Raw genomic sequence first — 21,484 nt, forward strand, 5'->3', positions numbered from 1 at the left:
TATTCAAAAACTTTAATATAATGACAATTGTACGTGTGGTATCACTTATGGATAATAAGAAACACAGATTTATGAATTTCATCTATTTATTTTGTTTAGTTGAGTTTTTTTGTACAGTATTGTATACGGTTGGCATTAAGGGTGTTTTTAATTCAACTGTAAATGGAGATATTAGAGCATTTTGGACTTCAATGGCGTTTATTATTGTTAATTATTTAATTTGGTGGATTTATGCTCCCATATCTACATATATAACTGAAAAAATAGCTAAAGCTACGTTGCGCGATTTTAAGACAGATTTGTGCGAACATAGTGTGCGTCTTCCAATGAAATATCATGATAGTAAATCCTCAGGTGATATATTATCGGCGCTTACAAATGATGTCCGTTGTCTTTCTGATATATACCATGGAACTATTTTTCAATTATTGCGCAGCGCATCTGGAGGAATTGGCGGTATCATCATTATGGTAGTCATTGACTGGCGGTTTGCCATTATAGTATTTGCGCTAGGTTCTTGTTCTGTACTGATCTCTTCCTATTTTTCAAAACGACTTGAAACGATTGGTACAGAGCAACAACAACGTTTGGCTAAAACAACTACGGACATGTACGAGCTTATAAGAGCAGCAAAAACCATAAGGATTTTTAATTTACAAAAAAGTAAAGAAACTGCTTTTGAGGAATCGGCAAAAGCAGAATCAGACATAAAGCTAAAAAGTGGAAAAATTAATGCAATAATGAAATCTGCACTAACCACAGTAGACATGGTATCCTATGTGGCGATAATTTTTGTAGGTGCGTTGTTTGTATATTATGATTTATCTGATTGGGGTACAGTTATTGCACTGATGGCACTTAAAGGAACAGCTGATATGTTATTTGTGGAATGTGTACAGTTTATTGCCGGTATGCAAGGAAACATTGCCGGAGTAAAACGTCTCTTTGAGATCATTGATACTCCAAAAGAAAGTATGAATGATTTAATTTATGAACAATCAGATACACAGTATCCACTTGTAATAAATCATTTATCATTTGGGTATGACGAAAAATCTACAGTCTTGTCAGACTTTAACCTCGTTTTAAAAAGAAATGGCCTTACCGCACTTCTGGGAGAAAGTGGGTCAGGAAAAAGTACAATAATGAAGTTAATTTTAGGTCTCTATACTCCTGATGCAGGGCAGATTTCCTTTAGTAGTAATGAAGAGACTTATACAAATATTAGGGATTATACGGCCTATGTTCCACAAGAACCATTCTTGTTTAGGGGGACGATTTTGGAAAATATACAGTTTGGAAACCTTCATGCAACTAAAGATAAAATTATCATGGCAGCCAAAATGGCGGGTGCAGATGAGTTTATTACTAACCTAAAGGATGGATATGACACTATTTTAGTTGATAATGGGAAAAGCTTATCTGGTGGGCAAAAGCAACGCATTGCAATTGCTCGTGCACTAGTAAAAGAAGCGCCTATACTATTATTGGATGAAATTACTTCAGCCCTTGATAAGGATACGGAAGAGCATATATTTAAGACAGTGAAACTTACAAGTCAAACAAGAGCAGTATTATTTATCACACATCGGCCGGATGTGGTAAATTGGGCAGATGATGTTATTTATTTGTAAGACAATAGTATTAGAATGAAATGAGTCAGTTAGAGAGAGCCCATGAGTGTACTGTTAGATTTACCTACCTCACCATTCACATAAGCTTAAACCATTTAATAGTTTACACTCAACTCTTATACTGATAGAGGCATAATTTATAGTTGTCATGCTCTAGCGTATTAATAAATCCAATGTTTGTTATATTGATAATTTTAAAATTAATGATCTAAAACTTAAATTTATGATTTTTTAATTGCTATATTTACACACTTAGGACTGGGAGGATATATATATGATAAATAGCACTTTAACAAGCATGTTTCATGAAATAAAAACGATTGAAGATAAAGGCATAACTTTCATTTACAGTGATACAAAAGAAGAATATATTCCATACCATTTTTTTATAGAAGGACGCTACAAGTCCTAAATCATATTCAAGAATTAGGATTAAAGCCGGGCGATGAACTATATTTATATCAGGATGCTCCTGCCCTACAGAAAGAGAAAATAATCAAATTCATTTACTACCAGATAAATTTTTTTATGAAAAAATAATTGATCTTGGAGGGACAAATGCGTTGGTTTTTGATAATGATGAACTCACAGCTCTCTTTGGACCTATTCTAAGAGCAGATTATAAAATAACAGAAGAGTATATCGCAAGTAATCATAGAAAATTAAAAAACGATTTGTTTATTTTATTCGGTAATAAAGATACAAGTAGTGAAGGGGCAAAACTAATAAATTGGAAAAAGGAAACTAATGGTCGTGTCATTTCGAAGAGTTTGAAGAAGGACATTTTTTTATTTTAGATCAAGAGTCTGAAGTGATGAATTAGTTAAATTCAACCTTAATGGCTTCAAAAAACACTATTTTGTGAAAGTTAGTATCTCTCTATCCTTCCCTTCTTAAGAATTATATTTTATAAATTGAAAAGGACGGAGACCAATTTAAGTAGATGAAATTTGGATAAATTCCCCCCCCTGTGTTTGGATTTATTGTCATAGGATCCTAGAATAAGTATATTAGATTAATAAGCTCCAGAGGATCTTCCGACCAGAAAGAGCACTCCACACATGATGACCAGAATGTCCCTAGGCTGTCAGGCTTAGGTCGCTGGAGATAATCGCAATCCACTCGATTTTTTAGAGTAATGACGGTTAAAGACGACCTTCATCGTCAGTTCCTATGGAATTGGGTTACAGAAGCAAAGTAGAAATTAAGCATAAAACATTTTTCGAGGAGAAGATATTATGAAAAAGCTGCTACCCTTTTTAGTGCCTCCTATTAGGACATTCAACTATCTAGCTTGTGATTTAGGAATAACGTCAACCATTGAAGAGGCAATACCATGGTATCATATGAATTATTTTCAATTATGTTGCCCTAAAACAGATTTAAACTTAGAAGACCATAAGCTAGTTTTTTCAGTATTAAGAAACCCTTTTTTAAGCAAAACTTATCTTTCAAAATCCTTTGTTGAAGATATTACTGATCCAATTCAGTTTATTATCGTTTCATTGAATCATGGATATTATGTGAATACATATATCAACGAATACTTCTTACCAAACCGGCATGCCTATTATTCAAAAAGCTTTTTACATGATATTCTAATAATAGGTTATGATGATGATGAAAAGATACTAAATGTAGTAGGTTATAACAGAGAAGGTCAATTTGTTCCCGAAAAGGTGTCTTATGATGATTTTCGCGATGCTTTTATATTTTGCTCTTCTATGAATAATACAGAGCAAAGAACATTCGGCTTAATAATTCCGGAAAAGGAAGATTTCCATTTTAATGTTTCATTTATATTAAATCAAATGGAAGACTTTTTAAATGGTAAGAATGATGCACAGTTTAAATACTTTGATATTCCAATTAACGAACAAGATGCCTATGGAAAAGATGTGTATGAATATATAATATCCTACATTAAGGCGAATACTACTTTTTGGGACATAAGAGTTTTTCGTTTGTTACTTGAACACAAAGTGGCTTTATTAGAACGAATAAATTTTTTGGAAAAAATGGGATATATAAAGAATATAGATGAACTTATTATTAGTAGCGAGAAACTGGTAAAGACAGCTAATATATTATTTAATAATACTCTAAAATTTAATATTACTAACGCTTTTGGAACTTATGAAAAGGATAAGTTGAGTGTACTCATTAAACAAATAGAACAACAAGAAGAGGACATTCTAAAAAACTTGATATTAAAGATCAAACAAATAATATAAGAGGCTGTTCAGGGGTTTGTCTAGGATCTGTCAAATCTTTTGTGTAACTATTTTAATAGTTCCTCCCCGAGGGGAGAAAAGTTATCTAAGATACTGCCAGATATGATCCGGAAAAAATACGAATAGTTGTAGGAGCATTTGTCCCCAATTATGTACACGCCCTTTCCATTTACGGGTAACATCATCGTAGCCAAGAAAAGCATTTTCAGTAAGGAATCGTCTGTAGGGAAGATGTTTTCCCTTTCGTTTCCTTGTGTAACTGACGGTGATAACTCTCAATGATGTTGGTCGTATAAATAATTTTACGGATCTCTGGATCTCTGCTGGGTATTTAAAAAAGTTTGCGAGTAGAGTAGTAGAGAGCCTTGCAAAACGAATACAGTTTTTGTGAAATTCGACCCAATGCCACGTAGGCGTTGGGTTTGTTGTAGTGCGCCCAGCATGGGCACTATTTCTAGGGTTAAAGTCCCGAGTGGTGAAGGCAGTAGTAGCCATTAGCTTAAGGCAAGCGTGTCCACCGTGAGGTGGAATCTGAAGGAAGCCGGCGGCAAATCTCTGGTCTGAGGAACACGAACTTCATATAAGGCTAACGTACGTTGGATGAGTTTGCTATACAAACCAAAGTCCATACTGTCGAGATGTACGAGAGTAAATGAAGCAGATAGATGGAGAGGAAGATAGCGTTCTTACCTGGGGAGATCTGTATGGCAAGCGAAGTGAACTTCGTAACCCTACTTGTGAGAGTAGGCTGAACTTACAGAAGTCAGCAGACGCCATAGTACGCAGGTTGTTGCAACGATCTGCGGAAGGGCTGAACATGAAATAGGAATTGAATAATTCAGCGTTCAAGGGTGAGCAATGCAGACAATCCGAAAGGACTTACTCGAAGGAAGAAGCGGTGAATCCGTGGGGGACTTGGCGAGGGTAGAGCTTACCGATGGCACAAAGAAAGAAAAAATTCACGCAAGGAGGAGTAAATGGATGATTCAGGAGTTACTATCACGGGGAAGCCTACTGTCAGCTTTAAAGCGTGTCTAAGCAAATAAATGAAGCCACGGCGTAGATGGCATGTCCGTAAAATCCTTACGAGAACACATTCTACAAAACTGGTTTCAAATTCGGCAAGCGATAGAGGTTGGAACCTATGAACCTAGCCCAGTCCGAAGGGTCGAAATCCCGAAACCCCGAAACCCGATGGCAAAGGTGTGAGGTTACTAGGAATTCCTACCGTATAAGACCGCCTCATCCAACAAGCGATTGCCCAAGTGTTGAATTCAGTGTTTGATCCACAATTACATTTGAATTCAAATGAATGTAATGTTTGTGTTTACTAGAACACAATTTTTCTGTCCAGAAGAGTGTAAAAGACCATAGAGTCAAAAAATTGAATATAGGGAGTCGTAGTATGTCTAATGTAAAGTTAAGCTGGCATTATCCTCTCATCGCATCTTATCCGAGACATGCATATCCTTTATCTATAATCACAGGTTTACCAAATTCCAAGCCGTGGATCTATACTTATTACGTTCCATTAGTATGTAAAAAAAATGTGGAAAATTACACTGGTATTTTTTTAGACTTTGGTTCCTTCAATTGGTTAGTAGAATATAATCCTTGGATTAATTCTCAGAATATTAAGAGAGAAATTTTAATGAAATGTCATTCAGATATCATAGGGTTCACAAAGAAATGTATTGATATGAATTACTATTTATTCATCCATCTCGATGAATTTTTCATCCCTAATACTGAACCTTTTCAAAAATGGAAAAGCCCACATGCTGTGATGATTTTAGGGTATAATCCTTTAAAAAGGACATTTAACATATCGAATTTTACTAAAAATAGAAAGTATGAACAAGATGAGATTTCATTTGAACATTATGTTGAATCTTTTCAAAAAATGGAAACTACTGAAGACTATATGGAAAATAATTATCTACTGCAAATCAATAATAATGTCTCCTACAATTATGATATCAATATTGTGATGGATATCATAAACGATTACATATCTTCAAAACGTACATCATATTCATATTATCGTTTGTCTGAAGCATTTAGCGATGATTATGTTTATGGGCTTGATATATACGATTATTTGAAAAATATTTCGATTTGTTATTATCTGACGTGGTCAAAATCGACATAAGAATTTTACATACTTTATGGGAACATAAAACATGTATGTTACAACATATTCAATATATGGGTAAGTAAAACTATATAAGACAGGTGGATAAATTTTATATGAATTATAGTGAAATTGAAAAAAATGTTTAATCCTTCTCAACTTATTATTAAAATTTGCATTAACAAAAAATACGGCTATTATTAAAAAAATAATCTCTTCCCTCGGAGATATTCGAACAAATGAAGAAAACGTGTTGAGATCTTTATTAAATGAACTTTATCGAGTTAAAAGTTTAAAGTGATCAGGCGGAGTTAGGATTAGTCTTACATAGCAGGGGACACGACTCTCACTATCCAATAGGAAGAAAATTTCATTGTTAAGATAACGCTGATTTTATAGATAATCTCGGTAAATCTAAATACCTGCCACAATCTTATCGATATCGGGATTTTCAGAATCAATTCCAATTTGATGGCGACAGGATCACAGCCTCTTGAATAAATGCGATGGTTAACTGACGATTTGAGACTTGGATCATTCGTCCTCGGGGTCCCCCCAGATCGCTCGGGCCTTTTTTCGCAACACCGGTAAGGCTGCCGCTTCAGCTAATGTGGCATCTTTTCTTTTTAATTCACGAGTTAGTGACTTCATCTCGCGTTCTTTGTCACGTAGTTCCTTTTGTGGTTTTGTAGCTTGTTCTGCAACGCCTCCGTTACTTGCACAAAAGCATCACGCCAGGCTTCCACTTGCTCTACAAACAGACCTTTCGTTCTACAGTACTCAGACAATTCGATCTCATTTAACGTGGCTGTCTCTACTAGAATGGAAAACTTATCTCGTGTGCTCCACCTCATTCTCTATTTTAACTACTGTACATTCTATTGAGAGGTACTACAACTATTGTGACAGAGGGGGGCTAGCCCGGAACTTAATTCATGATGAGATGAATAACGTATTTTCGTAAGTTCTATCAGATTCCCACTAACGCCTGTGCCCTCAAGTAACGTAAACAATCGTCGGTTGAATCTTTGATCGTTTAATTATGAAAATATAAATATCTTCATTTAATTTATATAGATCAAGACTTGGGAATTATGAAATTGATTCAATTATTTTTTCAATCGATTCCCTATCTGATATTCTTAATTGTTCTAATAAAATCGATACTTTATCATTATGTTTGTTATTGTGCATAGATTTTAAAAGCACATTTCTAATAATAAGTGCATCATGTTCTACCTTTTCAAAACAATCTATTAAATCAGAATGCGATTTAATGAAATTATTTTCAATTAAAAATTTCACACGCATCTTCATAAGTTTTTTGTGCTCATATAGAGCATGAATAGACCTTAAAGTTACACTCGGGATTATTTCTTCTTTGAGAACTTTTAAAAGGGTGTTGTATACACCCAATCCCCAAGTTCTATTATCATCCTTACTAAATGGACCTTCAAACTCTTTGTATCTATAAGAAGTGTCTTTCTCATATAAATAATCATGTAAATTATTCTTAAGATGCTCAACATCTAATGAGTATAGAGGATTAATAGGCTTCTCATTTATCTTTAACAGTTGTACATCTTTAAAGTCATTCAAGCCTGTACCTAAACTCTCTACAGCTAATTTCATAGAGTCAAAACCTATATCTTCATGAGTATAGTGGCTGTTAAAAAAATCTGCTGCATGAAACACTTTTCGATCAGAATCATATCCAAAAAGAAAGAGATCATGAGTTGAATGCTCTTTACTAGAGTAAGTAGGTATATAATAAGTATCTACACTTAAATAAATATAGTACCCCGAATTAATGCAATTAACAATAAAATCACAAGTGTCTATATTATTTGCTTTTAATAGATCTTTACTCATCGATTGCATCTCTAATAAAGGATAATAAACTCTATGCAAAGGTTCATAAGTATCTAAATAAGTATCATGATTTGTCTCACCGTTATAAGTTAAACAGAATATTTGTATATGATTATTGAAAAGCCACTCATTAAAATTATTATGTTTAGCAAGTATAGATGTAATATGCGCATGTTTAGGATAAGTTTGAATTGTAGGGTTAAACATCGGTAATTTATTTATCATTATATAACTCCCTTGGCATCTTTTTAATTGTACTTCGTTGGTAAATTATCTTCTATCCTTCGCTTCTGTTAATATGTTGGGAATTCGGCAGGCATATTGACGCCCTCAAGCAATGTTGATGTACAACTAACTATTTTCAAAGCACCCAAGATTCATGCGGTTGTCGATATCTCCGACGGGACACGCTTTTATTACCTGTCGGCAATTCAGGACTTGTTTAACAATGAGATCGTAGCTTGGCAAATATCCTCCTATCGTAACGGGTTGATAAGTGTACAAGAAAAAGAGACGTATATTGGAAGCCGTACTCCATTCGGATCAGGGCTTCCAATATACGTCTCAAGCGTACAACAAACGATTAGAAGCATTCAGCGTCAAAGGCAGCCACTCTCGCAAAGCAACCTGCCTGGATAACGCATGTATCGAATCCTTCTTTTCGCATCTCAAAACAGAGAAGTTGTATCTTCATCAGTGTAAGTCAGAAGCCGAGATACATCAAGCCGTTGAAGATTATATCTACTTTTATAACTATCAACGGTTTCAGGCTAAACTTGGCTGCATAGCTTTTTTCATCTGTCTACTTGACAGGGGTATGATCAATGAGCAAAATCAATTGTCGGCTTCTGTATTGGATAACCAAGTGTAAAAAAATACTTTTGTCTCAGCGACCATTCTGTCCCTCCCATTCTTGAACGTTGCTGTGGACTTGATGTTCATCGCGAAACCGGTGCTAGCATTGGCCTTAATGTGCCAACCGTCAATAAAGACGTTTTCTTCATCAATAAAACCATGCTTTATGATTTCAGCTACTACTCTTGTAAATATCTGCTCGAATAAGTCTGTACCCTCAAAACGCCGTGAATAGTTCTTACTGAATGTAGAAAAGTGCGGTATCTTTTCGGATAATCCATAACCTATATACCAACGATAGGCAGCATTTACTTCAACTTCTTTGATTGTCTGCCGCATGGAGCGAATACTGAATAATGTTAAGCTTTATCAATACTATGGGGTCTATACTCTCCTTGCCGAATGGTGAATAAAGGTCTATGACTAATTCATGAATAAAACCTAAATCTATCGCTTTTTCAATCTTTCTCACCAAATGTTTTTCCGGCACAAGGTTATCAAGACAAAGCATTTCTACTTGAAATTGATCTATCGAATTTTTTATCCCCATCATTGTATATCACCCATACCATTATAGTATAAATTAGGGTAATTTGGGGTTTTTACACGAAAACAGCGCATACAATTATTTCGTATGCGCTGTATATTTATGGTATAATGCGTGGAAAATGCTTATACTGTACTCTTATAGCTTTCTTGCCTTGATTACAAAAGTTAAAGGAAGCATCTTTGCTTTTTTTGCAAAATCGCTGTTATCGTCCCACGATTGCATAATTTCATCATCAGATTGCTCAATCATTTGCTCAATGACAAATCCCGCTTTTGCCAACGCATTCACATAGGTTGATAGTTTACGGTCCGATAATGCTAGCACACCTTCTCCGGCTAAATCAAGAGATACCGAATACCAAGATTCATCGAAATAACACTTGTTAAAAGCAAGCATATTATTTTCTGCAACAACACATTTGTGTATAGGATGAGACCAACTGAAAATAAATACGCCGTCTTTTTTTAGGTAAGAAGCGATCCGGCAAAAAGTACCCTCAAGGTCGGTGGTCCAGCCTATGGCATAAATCGAATAAACAAAGTCAAAATAATCCTCTGGTATGCCACATTCTTCTTCTATGGGAGAGCAGATCAATTTTGCTGAAAGACCGCACGACGTCAAATGTTGCGTTGCCTTTTCGATTTGTTTTTCTGATATATCCATACCCCATAGTTCAGATGCTTTGCGGTCCCCCTGATACTGCAAGGATTGACCGTTTCCACAGCCTATCTCCAGCATCTTTTTTCCTTAGACATCACCAAAAAGTTGGCATTTTTCTTCTGAGACAAATGCTCCATAAAAAGGAAGCACGATTGCTCCTAAAAAGTCATTACCTTTTGTATCCCAATAGAAGCTGTTTGTTTTATAAACTGCATTCTTGTCCATGCCGGCGCCCTCCCCCAATATAAATTTTCCGTACTTCATTATCCGACTACAGTTCATTATAACATGATTCATTCTTGATTAAAGGCATAAAAGAGCCATCAGCATATAGAATGTCGACGGTCTGAGGCCCCTACACTACTTGAAGTAGGGGCCTTTATTTATTTTAATCCATACTTTACGTTCTCCTTTTCCAAATGCTCTTTCCCCACCCTCAAGGATGTCACACACATGTTCTCGTATACCTTGTTTTAATAGAGAGTCAGTTAATGATCTATTTTTAAAGGTGTTTTCCAATGATCCGCTAACATATGATAGAAGTTCACCATTGTTACCTGCAACAATAACTTGTTCAGCATCAGCGTTTACGACAAGATTGGCATTATGAGTCGCTATAATGATTAGGCAAAACAACGACCATTCGAATGATTACCAACCTTGTATTTCCGACAACAGGTGATGTCTGGATTAATGGATTATCGATAAAGCAAAACCTTAAGACAGCCATCTCCAATGTCGGAAGCATTGTCGAGACTCTAACATTTTACCCACATTTGAGTGCTGTTCAAAGTTTGAAGCTCAGCGCTGCTTTCTTAAAAAAAGTCGGAATAGATCGAATTGAGGAAACGCTGGAGATTGTCGGTCTGTCGGATGTGAAGACACAGAAGGTTGGAACCTATTCGCTCGGAATGAAGCAGCGGTTGGGATTTGCCAATGCCATCTGTTCGCCTTAGGATTCCATCATGGTATAATAAATGATAAATTTTTGAGACGTGAACGTAAAGGCAGGTGTGTAAGCGTGGCAAGGAATATCTAAAGAAACTGATTAATACCATCCATGATCAGGACGCGGAGGAAGTGTATGATTTGTATCGGATTTTTTAAAAATGACTAACTTCAAAACGTTACGGAAGGAGATTATCTGGTTCTGACCACAACAGGAGATTTAGATGAGGGGCTGCTAAAAAATGAACGATATTTTGCCAAACTCTCGTTATTATAGACCTGTTTTCTATGTTTTCTATGTTTTCTATGTTTTCTATGTTTTCTATGTTTTTTATGTTTTTTAGATCGAAAATCCGTGATTTCAGAATGGATTTATGGGAAGGATTTTTGCAACAAAAATTATAATAATTTGGCAGAGAAACAAAACGAAAAAACATTGGATTAAGGAGAGAAAACTATATTATGGAACTGAAAAAAATAAATAAATGTATTTATTATTTGGAAAGTGTTAGAGAAACAGACCGGCCTGTTCTGGGGTATGTTTTAGGTGAGAACTTTTCAATTATGATTGATTGTGGAAATTCAGAGTCGCATATTGATGCATTTATAAAGCATTTGGATGATAACCATCTACCACATCTCAAATATGCGTTTATAACGCACTGGCATTAGGATCATACATTTGGTATGCATGCATTTGATGGAGAAACGATAGTATCTTCATTAACGAATGAAATGCTAAAGCGAATGAAACGGTGGAGGTGGGATGAAGAATCTGTTTTAAAGCGCTTAGAGACAAAAGAAGAAATAGAATTTTCCTATAACTGTATGAAAGAAGAATATGATAGCTTTGATAATATTACGGTTAGTACAGGAACCATTATCTTTGAAAATTCCTTAGCGTTGGACTTAGGGGGTACCACTTGCCAAATTATTAAGGTAGGTGGACCGCATGAAGAAGATTCATGCGTTGTTTATTTAAAAGAAGCGGGAATTTTATTTGCAGGTGATGCACACAGTGGTGATTATTACCATGAAGAAGGTAAGATTGATCCAATAAAAATGAAGGAATATATTGCATTTTTAGAAAACATTTCATTTACTACTTATATTCCGGGGCATGGCGCTCCTATGAACAAGGAGCAAGTAATTCAAGTATTGAGTCAATTTTGCGCTGAGGAGTAGGTGTAGCCTCGGGCGAACACAATTATAGTATGGCTATAGCGGAACTCAACATGACAAATCAATCGGTGCAAAGCTAAATCCGTCCGACCACCCAAGCGTCAGCATATTGTAGCCACGAGCGAATCTACCTGTCGTATGATCGAATACACGTGCAAGCAACTCGGCCTTCTTGCTGCGATCTTTATGAATGCCAGCACTCTTGTTTCTGAATTGAACGATTCAAACTGCTGGATGATCTTGAAGCTTAGCAGATGCAAGAATTTACGCCAAGCAAAACGAGAATGATTTAAGAAGCGATACACGACATCCTTGCCAGGTAACTATTCTCCACGATTACTCTCAAGCAAGCGAAACCCAAGTTCGACCTTGAAAAACTAAGGAGAACACAAGCTGAAAGACAGCTAAACTAAATGATTTAGATATGCCAGTTTTACGCAACATGTATCCGATTTTTAAAGATGACAGTGCAGCAGAAATTCGATCTTCGACCTTTTCAGACGGTATATTGTGGTGGGGAAGTTCTATTTCCCTCATGGCTGCAGAAGCTGGAGGGAGTGCCCTAAATGTGGGAAACTTACCATGTACTTGGGTAGTGACTGGCGGATTAATGAAGGGAGCTAGGGCCTTCGGTGTCTTTGGAGCCTGCAATCACGCGCGGAATTTGTTGTGATGCTGATGAATGCGTTGAAGTCGCAAGAAGCAGGAGCGGATCAATAAAGAAGCTTGGCATTATTGAAGGTACAGGCACAAACAAATTCAATCCTGATGCCCAAGCAACAAGAGCAGAGGCCGTAACGGTACTGCTGAAAGTGCTGGCATACAAGAGCCAGTAAAGTAAAGAACGTCAGTCCAAACTGACTTTAGATTTAAATAACAAGGGTTATCCTTTAAGCGGTAGAATAAACTGCTTAAGGGATAACCCTTGTCTAATTTCAAATATGAAGTCTCCAAACATGTGGAGTGTCATTAGTGAATGAAAAATTCAAGTTGCTACCACTTGAGTTTTTTTGTTTAAGTCAATGAGAATTTCAATCTAAGATTGTTTTTGAAAGAGGATTCCGGGAAATTTCGCAGAAAATTGTAGTATGGTAAATACATAAAGTGTTTTCTTTTAGCTAAAAAGTAAGGTCTAGTACAGAAAGTACAGCAATGGTCATTATTCTCCTTGCATCATATCCGTTAATCATAAGGGGAGAGCGGGTGAGATTTTGCCGGTGTGTGTCCTATATGCTTTGGCAGATGGACATTCAGTTGTTTTGGAAAAATAAAATGTTATTTTAATGAAATGCTAGTGACTACAAATAGTCTCTTCGAGGAGCAATCATATGAACACAACATTACTTGTAGTAGAGGACGATATTAGTCTGAATAAGGGAATTGCGCTCACGCTTGCTCAGGATGGCATTAGGATTAAACAAGCTCATGATTTGGTTACGGCTGAGACATTATTTGCTGCGGGCGGGATCGATTTGATTATACTTGATGTGAATCTTCCTGATGGGAGCGGCTTGGATTTCTGTGAGAAGCTACGGAGAGAATCGAAGGTTCCCATATTATTTTTGACCGCTAATGATATGGAATTTGATATTGTGACAGGCTTTGAGCTTGGGGGGACGATTACATTACCAAGCCGTTTAGCTTAATGGTACTGCGCGCCCGGGTAATGGCAGTATTGAGAAGGTCGGATCAACATAGTGGGGACAAACTGACCATCGATCATATGACATTTGATTTTGGAAAGATGGATTTTCGCAGTCATAACCAAGCTGTGATCCTGAGCAAGATGGAGCAGAAGCTATTGAAGATACTTGTGATGAATAAGGGTAACATTTTGACGCGGGAGCAGTTAATGGATAAGATTTGGACCCAAGATGCGGAGTTCGTAGATGAGAATGCCTTGACTGTGACCATTAGAAGACTACGGAGTAAACTTGAAGATGAACCTTCTTCACCTAAGTACATCAAAACTGTCTATGGTCTAGGTTACATATGGGTAGGTGGCAGTGCGCATGAATAAGGTTGGAGAACAACAAATTAACAGAGTCTACATCGTTTTCTCAATAGTTCCATACCAAAGACGGCTAATGCTAGAACTAAACCGAGTGCTACGAGCAGGGAGCCCACCAAGGTAGTGATGAGATTCCCGTATGTGTAATGATCCAGCCACCCAAAAAGGCTCCAGCGGCATTTCCCTTCAAATAAATGGTTTACTTAGACGGTGAAGTTGTAAATAATTTTTACATCACCGTCTTTTTTTATGTCGACACGTTCTACCAGCCTGAGCAGAAGTTTGCGATTGAGCTTTTCAAATGAGGTTAATCCTCAGCATTATACTTTTGTAGTTCCACCTGTTCAATTTTTATCTTGAAGTTCAATCTGACGAGTCTCCGCTTTTGTGAATGCCAGGTTCACGCTCCGTTCATATTTTTTTGATATGCTTTCCAATGAAAGTCGAGAGTTAGTTATCACAAATATTCTGAATATTGGAGGCTTATCATGTTATCATCTATGAGGAACAGATCCTGCGTAATATTGTTACTGGTGTTGCTGGTTGTTGGGCTGGGAGCAAATTTGTTTGGGGCTCAGGCGTCCGCATCGGAAGCGCTTCCTGCTTCAACATTGCCATCCGACAAACCAGAGGGAATGGCGACCGATTTGAACGACGCCACTGAGCTAACAGCATTCATTGATCGTGTCATGAAATCGCAAATGGACGATTTCAAAATTCCAGGCGGGGTCATCTCTATTGTTAAGGATGGAAAGAACCTGTTCGCTAAGGGCTACGGTCACTCCAACCTCGAAGAAGGCAAGTTAGTCGACCCTGAGGCCAGCCTATTTCGGATCGCTTCGACAACGAAGCTGTTTACATGGACGGCAGTGATGCAATTGGTCGAGCAGGGTAAGCTTGATCTCGATACTGACGTCAACACCTATTTAAAAACGGTGAAAATACCGAAAACCTATCCGCAGTCGATTACTTTGCGTCATCTCTTGACCCATACCGCCGGGTTTGAGGAGGGGGGCGTCGGCTATCAAATCACCACGGATCCTGAGAAACTGCCAGTGTCGATTTCAAAAACGCTTGCCAAGCATATGCCGGCGCGGGTTCGGCCTCCGGGCGAGATGTTGTCTTATTCTAATTATGGCGCCTCGTTAGCGGGACTAATCGTTGAGGAAGTTAGCGGCATTGCGTATAACGACTATATACAGAAAAACATCTTCGACCCGCTCGGAATGAAATACGCAACGGTCCAGGAGCCTATTCCCGCGTCTTTAGAGCCCTATGCCATGCTAGGCTATGCCCAAGAGAACGACCGATTCGTAACCAAGCCCCCTACGTTCGAGGGAGGTTTCCGCCCCGCGGGATCGGGCTCGGTCTCGGCTCTCGATATGGCCCGGTTCATGATCGCCCATCTACAGGACGGACGTTATGGAGATCAACAAATTCTCAAACCGGAAACCGCCAGATTGATGCATTCACCGGCTTTTCAGTTTGACAAGCGTTTACCAGCAATGGACCTTGGCTTTTATGAGATGAAGATGAACGGACTGCGCATTATTTCCCATGGGGGCGCCGACACGCTGTTCAATACTGGGCTTTATCTTGTACCCGATAAGCAAATCGGCATTTTCGTATCCTATAGCGGGGGGGATGGTGGAGCAGCAGCAGCAGGGGTGGCGAAAGCCTTTTTCGATCGTTACTTTCCGATGCAGGAAGTCATACTGCCTCCTACATCCGCCAATCTTGAGGATTCCGTGCAGAAATACGCCGGTTCCTATCAATTCACGCGCCGTAACCACACGGATATAGATAAGTTTTTCAGTTTTCTGTCCCAGATCAGCATTACGGTTTCCAATAACCAACTATCCATTGGAAGCGGAGCAGAACAGCAAGTATACGCTCCGATCGGACGGGATTTATTCCAAGAAGTCGGAGGCACACATCAGATGGGATTCCGCACCGATGCATCCGGAAAGGTCACTTATCTGTTTCTTGATGAACTTAATCCCATGCCACTCGAACGCACGCCGCTGTTCGATCAATCTAAGTTCTGGTTGCTCTTGCTTGGGATCTCAGCAGTTCTATTCATCAGCATTTTGATTGGGTTCGCTTTTCGCAGGCGTGAAATCAAAGCGATGCCGAAACCGCAGAAGTGGGCAGTTCGGCTGTCGGCAGCTACCGCCGCTTGGGCGCTAGCGACCTGCGTCGCAACGTTCTTCGTACTGTTTAACATGGATCTGCTGGATCGGCTTAGCCGCATTCCGTTATCGTTAGCTCTCTATCTGTTCATGCCTATTATACTTGTCGGATTGACCGTGACGATAATGGCTTTAAGCGTAATGGCATGGAAAAATAAGTATTGGACGGTACCGAAGCGCGTGCATTACACACTCGTGGCGCTAGCGGCAGTGGTGATGAGTTTGTTCTTTTATCATTGGAATCTATTGGGGTGGCAGTTTGGATGAAGAAACAATCCTCCCTTCGGGGAGGAACACGGTAGAGATCGGAGGAGTACACTCTTATGGCCAAAATCCTGATCGCGGATGATGATGAGTACATTCGCGAGTTGATTACCTTATTTTTGCGGAATGAAGGATTCGAGATATTAGAGGCAAGAGACGGTGCGGAAGCGCTAGCGATTGTCGAAAATTCTCAAATAGATTTGGTTATCCTCGACATTATGATGCCCCAATTAGACGGTTGGGAATTGTGCAAGGAGATCAGGCGCATAGATTTGAATATCCCTATATTGATGGTTACGGCCAAGGGGGAATCGGCGCAAAAGGTGAAGGGCTTTCAGCTTGGAACAGACGATTACGTAACGAAGCCGTTCGATCCACTGGAGCTTGTGATGAGAGTAAAAGCGTTGCTGAAACGTTATATGATTGTCTCTTCACAGACCGTACAATTGGGCGGCATTATGCTGAATCGCCGTAACTTTCAAGTTATTCGCGGAGATGAGACGTTTAATCTGCCGTTAAAAGAATTCGAGCTGCTGTTCAAGCTGGCTAACCATCCCGGGCAAATTTTTACCCGGGAACAATTGATCGCGCATATCTGGGGGATGAATTACGAAGGGGATGACCGGACCGTCGATGTTCACATTAAGCGACTAAGGGAAAAATTTGCTGGCGATTCGCAACATTTTCAAATTGAAACGGCCCGCAGTCTCGGGTACCGGTTGGTGATCACATGATCAAAACCTTATACGTCCGTATCATTTGCACGTTTCTGGCCGTTATCATCTTCAGCCTGCTATCCTCTTTCTTTATTGGGCGCTTTCTATTCCAGAAAGAAATAAACCAGACAGGACAGAACGACATGATTGCAGTAGGAGAGGAGATTATACGTCTCTATGAACAATCAAAACCCGATGATCGGGATGTGTTCATAAAGCGCATGGTGAAGGTATCCGCTTATCCGATTCATATGTATGATGCTTCTGGTAACGTAACGTTCTATGACTTAGACGATACGAACAACGTCGAAATTGCGCCGGAAGCGGTTGAACAGGTGCTGCGGGGACAAGTTTATCGTTCTCCCGGTGAGGTAGAACAAACGTTCATCGGTCTTCCCTTTCCATTCGAGGGGCAGCCGCATGCTATGTTTATGCAGTTTTCCTCACAGAACGAAAATATTATGAATCGGATGATGCTACTTGTATTTCTGCTCGGCCTATTGATTGGAAGCCTATGCATTCTCATTGCGGCTAGGTATTTGGTGAAACCTCTTCAAGCATTGACGCAAGCGACCAAACGACTTGCGAAGGGCGATTTCGATGTGGCAATACAAACGAAACGTGTCGATGAAATGGGAGCCTTGACACAAAGTTTCAATGAGATGGCGAGTGAGCTTAAACAGCTGGAGCAGATGAGGCAGGATTTCGTGTCGAACGTCTCTCACGAAATTCAGACCCCGCTAACGTCTATTTCCGGTTTTGCTGTGGCTATGAAGAACAGCAACTTGGTAGCAGACAGTGATCGGAATTATTACCTAGATATTATTATCGCAGAGAGCGGGCGACTATCCAGACTTAGTGATAATTTGCTGGAGCTCGCTTCCCTAGATTCGGAGCATCATCCATTCGAGGCGACCACATATAACCTCGACGAGCAAATTAGACAAATCGTCGTCACTTGTGAGCCCCAATGGTCAGCCAAGGGTATTCGAATTGATTTAGAATTGCCTGATGCGGTCAAAATAACGGCAGATCGGGACCAGCTTAACCAAGTATGGATGAATTTACTCGGCAATGGCATCAAGTTTACCCCCGTAGGCGGGCATATCGAAATACGCATTACCCATTCGGTGAATGAAATCTTCTTCGCGATAACCGATTCGGGAATCGGAATTGCGCCGGAGCAGCTCGATTATGTTTTCGAGCGGTTTTACAAAACGGACCCGTCGCGGAACCGCAACATCGGCGGTAATGGCCTAGGGCTTGCCATCGCTAAGAAAATTGTGACTCTTCATCATGGAAGCATCGAAATGAAAAGTCAGGTAGGCCAAGGTACGACAGTGGTTGTTCATTTGCCTATCCGATAACGGTAAGTGTTTTTAAGTTTATCATCAAGCTTATATAAATCCCCCTGTACCCTCTTCAAATTCCTGTTGTAAAAAAGTTTCCTCTATCGCCTCGACACCTAAATAGAGTCCCCATTCTTGACTATTAATCTGACGTACATATAGGAATAGGAGGGGGCACCCCCATGGTTTCCATTGAATACACATCAATCCCAAATTAAACGACATACTATGGGAGAAGTTAGCTTGTTTTTTATTTAATATAAACAGACAAAATTCGACAAATCTTTATTTTTTGTTATAAGATAAACCAGATTGATGTAAAGGAATAAATAGAACGGATGGATGAATGTGTTACATCTACTGCCTTTCATGATAGAAAAAATAGGAATCATTGTGATCGTAGCTTTTTTACTTTCTCAAATGAAATCTTTTCGTCAAATTGTACAAGGGGAACACAAAACAAGTGGGAAAATTCAACTCACCATCCTGTTCGGAGCCTTTGGAATTATAAGTAACTATACGGGGATCGAAATCCATCATAATGCAATCGCCAACCATAGTTGGTTAGTTACTATTGGTTCGGATAATGCAATTGCTAACACGAGAATCATGGGTGTTTTCATTGGAGGCTTGATAGGAGGACCCGTAGTTGGATTGGGAAGTGGGCTGATTGCTGGTATACACCGTTATTCACTTGGAGGTTTTACTGCTGCAGCCTGTGCCATATCAACCATTTTGGCAGGCGTTACTGCGGGATATATAGGAAAATGGCGCAGGAAGTCTAGGAAAATTACTCCGTTTTTTACCGTAACAGTAGGGATGACACTAGAAGCTGTCCAAATGATTATTATTTTGATAATGGCAGAACCATTCGCAAATGCTTGGGAGCTTGTTAAGTTAATTGGACTGCCAATGATTATTGGGAACGGCTTTGGGGCGTTGTTATTTGTCGTTATTATTCAGTCGGTGCTGGGTGAAGAAGAGAGGACCCGCGCATTCCAAACGAATCGCACTTTTCAAATTGCTGATCAAACGCTGCCTTTTTTTAGACAAGGGTTAAATCCAGTTTCGTGTAAAGAAATTTCCGAAATTCTGCTCTTAGGAACGGATGCAGATGCTGTTGCTATTACTGACGACCACAGGGTACTGTCACATGTTGGTGCTGCTTCTGATCATCATACGCCTCTTGAGGGACTGGCAACAGGATTAACTAAAAAAGTGCTTGAACAAGGCGTAATTCATGTAGCGAGAGCAAAGAAAGATATTTATTGTTTTCAAGATGACTGCCCCTTGCAGGCCGCTATTGTGATCCCATTGAAAGTCCATAGTACAACGGTTGGCGCACTTAAAATGTATTTCACACATCCTGAAAAATTAAATGAAGTTCAGCAAGAATTAGCTGAAGGATTAGCCAATTTATTTTCCACCCAGCTAGAATTAGCTCAAGCTGAGCAACAAACGAAGCTACTGAAGGATGCGGAAATCAGAGCCTTACAAGCCCAAATACACCCACATTTCTTATTTAATGCGATGAATACAATTTCTGTATTATGCCGTACTGACGCCGAAAGAGCGCGAGAACTACTCATTGATCTGAGCGCTTTTTTTCGCAGTAATTTGCAGGGTGCACGTCAATTACTCATTCCCCTAGAAAAAGAATTAGAACATGTTAAGGCCTATTTATCACTAGAGCAAGCTCGCTTTCCGAATAAGTATCACATTGTTTGGGAAATGGAATCAGGTCTTGAGAAAGTCCTTCTGCCTCCATTTTCCTTGCAGCCATTAGTGGAGAACGCCATTCACCATGCTTTTTCAAATATAAAGAAGAACGGAAAAATAATCATCAGCATTTATGCCGAAAATGAATTCATGAATATTGTAGTTGAAGATAATGGGATAGGCATCAAGAGTGAGAGGATGCGTGTACTTGGTGGGCAAACTGTAGATTCGAAAAAAGGTACTGGAACGGCAATTTATAATATTACTGAACGCTTGGAAGGCATTTATAATGGGAGAGCTTCATTAATGATCCAAAGTGAAGTTGGAAAAGGAACCCTAATTACAATGGCTATCCCCCTTGATCATAAAGGAGAGAATGAGTAATGCTGAGGGCATTTATCGTAGATGATGAACCACTTGCAAGGGACGAGTTGAAGTATCTTTTGCTTCGGAGTAAACAGGTAGAAATCGTCGGTGAAGCAGATTGTATAGAAGACACACTTGAACAAATTTCATCCGTGAAGCCAGATGTTGTATTTTTGGACATAGAGCTTGCAGAAGATAGCGGGCTTGAGTTAGCCAAACAATTGCTTACCTTTAATCCGACTCCTGCAATTGTATTTGCTACGGCCTATGATGAATATGCCCTTAAGTCATTTGAAGTAAATGTTGTTGATTATATCTTAAAACCATTTAATGAGAAGCGAATCCAGCAAACTTTAGAAAAAGTTCATAGTCTGCAAAGAGTTCCCGAGAAGGATAGTCAAGCTACGCCATTCGTCATACCCGTTGAACAATTCGGGAGAATAGCGGTCCTAGTTGAGGAACGAATTGTCTTAATCGATTGTCAAATCATCGCATATTTAGGTTCGAGTGAAGGCAAATGTGCAATTAAGACATTGGAATGTGAATACAAGGTGGGCGATTCGCTCATTATGTTAGAAAAAAAACTCAATCCCCATCGATTTATCAGAGTTCATCGTGGATTCATCGTAAATATTGATCACATATCTGAAATTCAGCCTTGGTTTAATTCAACCTATAATCTGATAATGAAAGAAGGATCCAAAATACCTGTAAGTCGTACTTATGTGAAAGATTTAAAAAAAATATTAGGTTTCTAGCTTAAGAAGCTATTTAGTTCTCACTATTTTGTAAAATGAA

The 21,484-nt window shown here is 39.0% G+C and carries 18 protein-coding genes and 6 pseudogenes; 19 read left to right on the forward strand and 5 right to left on the reverse strand.

Annotated features, from left to right (window positions below):
• Window positions 1-47 precede the first annotated feature (47 nt).
• The 3 genes from UB51_RS00380 to UB51_RS00390 all read left to right on the forward strand — a co-directional run bounded on the left by UB51_RS00380 (window position 48) and on the right by UB51_RS00390 (window position 3,868).
• Window positions 48-1,634: an ABC transporter ATP-binding protein gene (locus UB51_RS00380; protein WP_160297214.1), complete on the forward strand. Its 1,587-nt coding sequence runs from the start codon at window positions 48-50 to the stop codon at window positions 1,632-1,634.
• Window positions 1,635-2,092: 458 nt separating this feature from the next.
• Window positions 2,093-2,431 carry a thioesterase II family protein gene (locus UB51_RS26120; protein ID WP_324607770.1) on the forward strand — a complete coding sequence of 113 codons (339 nt, stop codon included), beginning with the start codon at window positions 2,093-2,095 and terminating at the stop codon, window positions 2,429-2,431.
• A gap of 441 nt (window positions 2,432-2,872) precedes the next feature.
• Window positions 2,873-3,868, forward strand: a complete 996-nt coding sequence (locus tag UB51_RS00390) for a hypothetical protein (protein ID WP_044875584.1) — start codon at window positions 2,873-2,875, stop codon at window positions 3,866-3,868.
• Between the two features lie 81 nt (window positions 3,869-3,949).
• Here UB51_RS00390 and UB51_RS28615 read toward each other — a convergent pair.
• Window positions 3,950-4,181, reverse strand: a pseudogene (locus UB51_RS28615) (transposase); the annotation flags it as partial.
• Between the two features lie 339 nt (window positions 4,182-4,520).
• Here UB51_RS28615 and UB51_RS28120 point away from each other — a divergent pair.
• The 3 genes and pseudogenes from UB51_RS28120 (at window position 4,521) to UB51_RS00400 (ending at window position 6,020) form a co-directional block, all read left to right on the forward strand.
• Complete coding sequence (locus UB51_RS28120) at window positions 4,521-4,694, forward strand: hypothetical protein (RefSeq protein WP_160297215.1); 174 nt, start codon at window positions 4,521-4,523, stop codon at window positions 4,692-4,694.
• A gap of 155 nt (window positions 4,695-4,849) precedes the next feature.
• A pseudogene (locus tag UB51_RS28620) lies at window positions 4,850-5,175 on the forward strand (group II intron reverse transcriptase/maturase); the annotation flags it as partial.
• Between the two features lie 98 nt (window positions 5,176-5,273).
• Window positions 5,274-6,020: a hypothetical protein gene (locus tag UB51_RS00400; RefSeq protein ID WP_044875586.1), complete on the forward strand. Its 747-nt coding sequence runs from the start codon at window positions 5,274-5,276 to the stop codon at window positions 6,018-6,020.
• Between the two features lie 629 nt (window positions 6,021-6,649).
• On the opposite strand, the gene UB51_RS26735 is transcribed toward UB51_RS00400, so the two are convergent.
• Window positions 6,650-6,856, reverse strand: coding sequence for a hypothetical protein (locus UB51_RS26735; protein ID WP_144406926.1), 207 nt, complete (start codon window positions 6,854-6,856; stop codon window positions 6,650-6,652).
• Between the two features lie 238 nt (window positions 6,857-7,094).
• On the reverse strand, window positions 7,095-8,099 hold the full coding sequence (locus UB51_RS00410) for a hypothetical protein (RefSeq protein ID WP_044875587.1): 1,005 nt from the start codon (window positions 8,097-8,099) through the stop codon (window positions 7,095-7,097).
• A gap of 96 nt (window positions 8,100-8,195) precedes the next feature.
• On the opposite strand from UB51_RS00410, the gene UB51_RS28625 reads away from it, so the two are divergent.
• Complete coding sequence (locus tag UB51_RS28625; RefSeq protein ID WP_234405512.1) at window positions 8,196-8,513, forward strand: hypothetical protein; 318 nt, start codon at window positions 8,196-8,198, stop codon at window positions 8,511-8,513.
• Window positions 8,395-8,745, forward strand: coding sequence for an IS3 family transposase (locus UB51_RS29520; RefSeq protein WP_052675712.1), 351 nt, complete (start codon window positions 8,395-8,397; stop codon window positions 8,743-8,745). Before UB51_RS28625 ends, UB51_RS29520 begins: the two co-directional genes overlap by 119 nt.
• 83 nt (window positions 8,746-8,828) lie before the next feature.
• Here the strand turns inward: UB51_RS29520 and UB51_RS28630 are convergent.
• Window positions 8,829-9,282, reverse strand: a pseudogene (locus UB51_RS28630) (transposase); the annotation flags it as partial.
• 132 nt (window positions 9,283-9,414) lie between these two features.
• Window positions 9,415-10,164 (reverse strand): annotated as a pseudogene (locus UB51_RS00425) (class I SAM-dependent methyltransferase).
• 413 nt (window positions 10,165-10,577) lie between these two features.
• Between UB51_RS00425 and UB51_RS00435 the strand changes: the two are divergent.
• The 11 genes and pseudogenes from UB51_RS00435 to UB51_RS00475 form a co-directional block, all read left to right on the forward strand.
• Window positions 10,578-10,895 (forward strand): annotated as a pseudogene (locus UB51_RS00435) (ATP-binding cassette domain-containing protein); the annotation flags it as partial.
• Between the two features lie 454 nt (window positions 10,896-11,349).
• Window positions 11,350-11,559, forward strand: a complete 210-nt coding sequence (locus tag UB51_RS26125; protein ID WP_052675715.1) for an MBL fold metallo-hydrolase — start codon at window positions 11,350-11,352, stop codon at window positions 11,557-11,559.
• Window positions 11,560-11,571: 12 nt separating this feature from the next.
• Window positions 11,572-12,072 (forward strand): annotated as a pseudogene (locus UB51_RS00440) (MBL fold metallo-hydrolase); the annotation flags it as partial.
• A 629-nt stretch (window positions 12,073-12,701) separates the two neighbouring features.
• The gene (locus tag UB51_RS00445; RefSeq protein ID WP_044875589.1) at window positions 12,702-12,905 is read left to right on the forward strand and encodes an S-layer homology domain-containing protein; all 204 of its coding nucleotides are present in this window, start codon (window positions 12,702-12,704) and stop codon (window positions 12,903-12,905) included.
• A gap of 492 nt (window positions 12,906-13,397) precedes the next feature.
• Window positions 13,398-13,715, forward strand: a complete 318-nt coding sequence (locus UB51_RS29370) for a response regulator (protein ID WP_324607737.1) — start codon at window positions 13,398-13,400, stop codon at window positions 13,713-13,715.
• Between the two features lie 29 nt (window positions 13,716-13,744).
• Window positions 13,745-14,089: a winged helix-turn-helix domain-containing protein gene (locus tag UB51_RS29375; protein WP_324607738.1), complete on the forward strand. Its 345-nt coding sequence runs from the start codon at window positions 13,745-13,747 to the stop codon at window positions 14,087-14,089.
• A 479-nt stretch (window positions 14,090-14,568) separates the two neighbouring features.
• The gene (locus UB51_RS00455) at window positions 14,569-16,539 is read left to right on the forward strand and encodes a serine hydrolase domain-containing protein (protein ID WP_044875590.1); all 1,971 of its coding nucleotides are present in this window, start codon (window positions 14,569-14,571) and stop codon (window positions 16,537-16,539) included.
• Window positions 16,540-16,595: 56 nt separating this feature from the next.
• The gene (locus UB51_RS00460; protein ID WP_044875591.1) at window positions 16,596-17,270 is read left to right on the forward strand and encodes a response regulator transcription factor; all 675 of its coding nucleotides are present in this window, start codon (window positions 16,596-16,598) and stop codon (window positions 17,268-17,270) included.
• Complete coding sequence (locus UB51_RS00465; protein ID WP_044875592.1) at window positions 17,267-18,619, forward strand: ATP-binding protein; 1,353 nt, start codon at window positions 17,267-17,269, stop codon at window positions 18,617-18,619. The genes UB51_RS00460 and UB51_RS00465 overlap by 4 nt, the downstream gene beginning before the upstream one ends.
• A 324-nt stretch (window positions 18,620-18,943) precedes the next feature.
• Entirely contained in the window at window positions 18,944-20,704 is a 1,761-nt protein-coding gene (locus UB51_RS00470; RefSeq protein ID WP_445322350.1) for a LytS/YhcK type 5TM receptor domain-containing protein, read from the forward strand.
• Window positions 20,704-21,444: a LytR/AlgR family response regulator transcription factor gene (locus UB51_RS00475; RefSeq protein WP_044875594.1), complete on the forward strand. Its 741-nt coding sequence runs from the start codon at window positions 20,704-20,706 to the stop codon at window positions 21,442-21,444. Before UB51_RS00470 ends, UB51_RS00475 begins: the two co-directional genes overlap by 1 nt.
• Window positions 21,445-21,484: the final 40 nt, after the last annotated feature.

It is taken from the genome of Paenibacillus sp. IHBB 10380, from assembly GCF_000949425.1.
Taxonomy (GTDB): Bacteria; Bacillota; Bacilli; order Paenibacillales; family Paenibacillaceae; genus Paenibacillus_AQ.

Coding starts and splice junctions, on each gene's coding strand:
- UB51_RS00465 (WP_044875592.1), top strand. CDS start 17,267: ATGATCAAAACCTTATACGTCCGTATCATTTGCACGTTTCTGGCCGTT.
- UB51_RS00390 (WP_044875584.1), top strand. CDS start 2,873: ATGAAAAAGCTGCTACCCTTTTTAGTGCCTCCTATTAGGACATTCAAC.
- UB51_RS00400 (WP_044875586.1), top strand. CDS start 5,274: ATGTCTAATGTAAAGTTAAGCTGGCATTATCCTCTCATCGCATCTTAT.
- UB51_RS00380 (WP_160297214.1), top strand. CDS start 48: ATGGATAATAAGAAACACAGATTTATGAATTTCATCTATTTATTTTGT.
- UB51_RS00410 (WP_044875587.1), bottom strand. CDS start 8,099: ATGATAAATAAATTACCGATGTTTAACCCTACAATTCAAACTTATCCT.
- UB51_RS26735 (WP_144406926.1), bottom strand. CDS start 6,856: ATGAGGTGGAGCACACGAGATAAGTTTTCCATTCTAGTAGAGACAGCC.
- UB51_RS00460 (WP_044875591.1), top strand. CDS start 16,596: ATGGCCAAAATCCTGATCGCGGATGATGATGAGTACATTCGCGAGTTG.
- UB51_RS29370 (WP_324607737.1), top strand. CDS start 13,398: ATGAACACAACATTACTTGTAGTAGAGGACGATATTAGTCTGAATAAG.
- UB51_RS28120 (WP_160297215.1), top strand. CDS start 4,521: ATGAAGCAGATAGATGGAGAGGAAGATAGCGTTCTTACCTGGGGAGAT.
- UB51_RS00475 (WP_044875594.1), top strand. CDS start 20,704: ATGCTGAGGGCATTTATCGTAGATGATGAACCACTTGCAAGGGACGAG.
- UB51_RS00455 (WP_044875590.1), top strand. CDS start 14,569: ATGTTATCATCTATGAGGAACAGATCCTGCGTAATATTGTTACTGGTG.
- UB51_RS00470 (WP_445322350.1), top strand. CDS start 18,944: ATGAATGTGTTACATCTACTGCCTTTCATGATAGAAAAAATAGGAATC.
- UB51_RS26125 (WP_052675715.1), top strand. CDS start 11,350: ATGGAACTGAAAAAAATAAATAAATGTATTTATTATTTGGAAAGTGTT.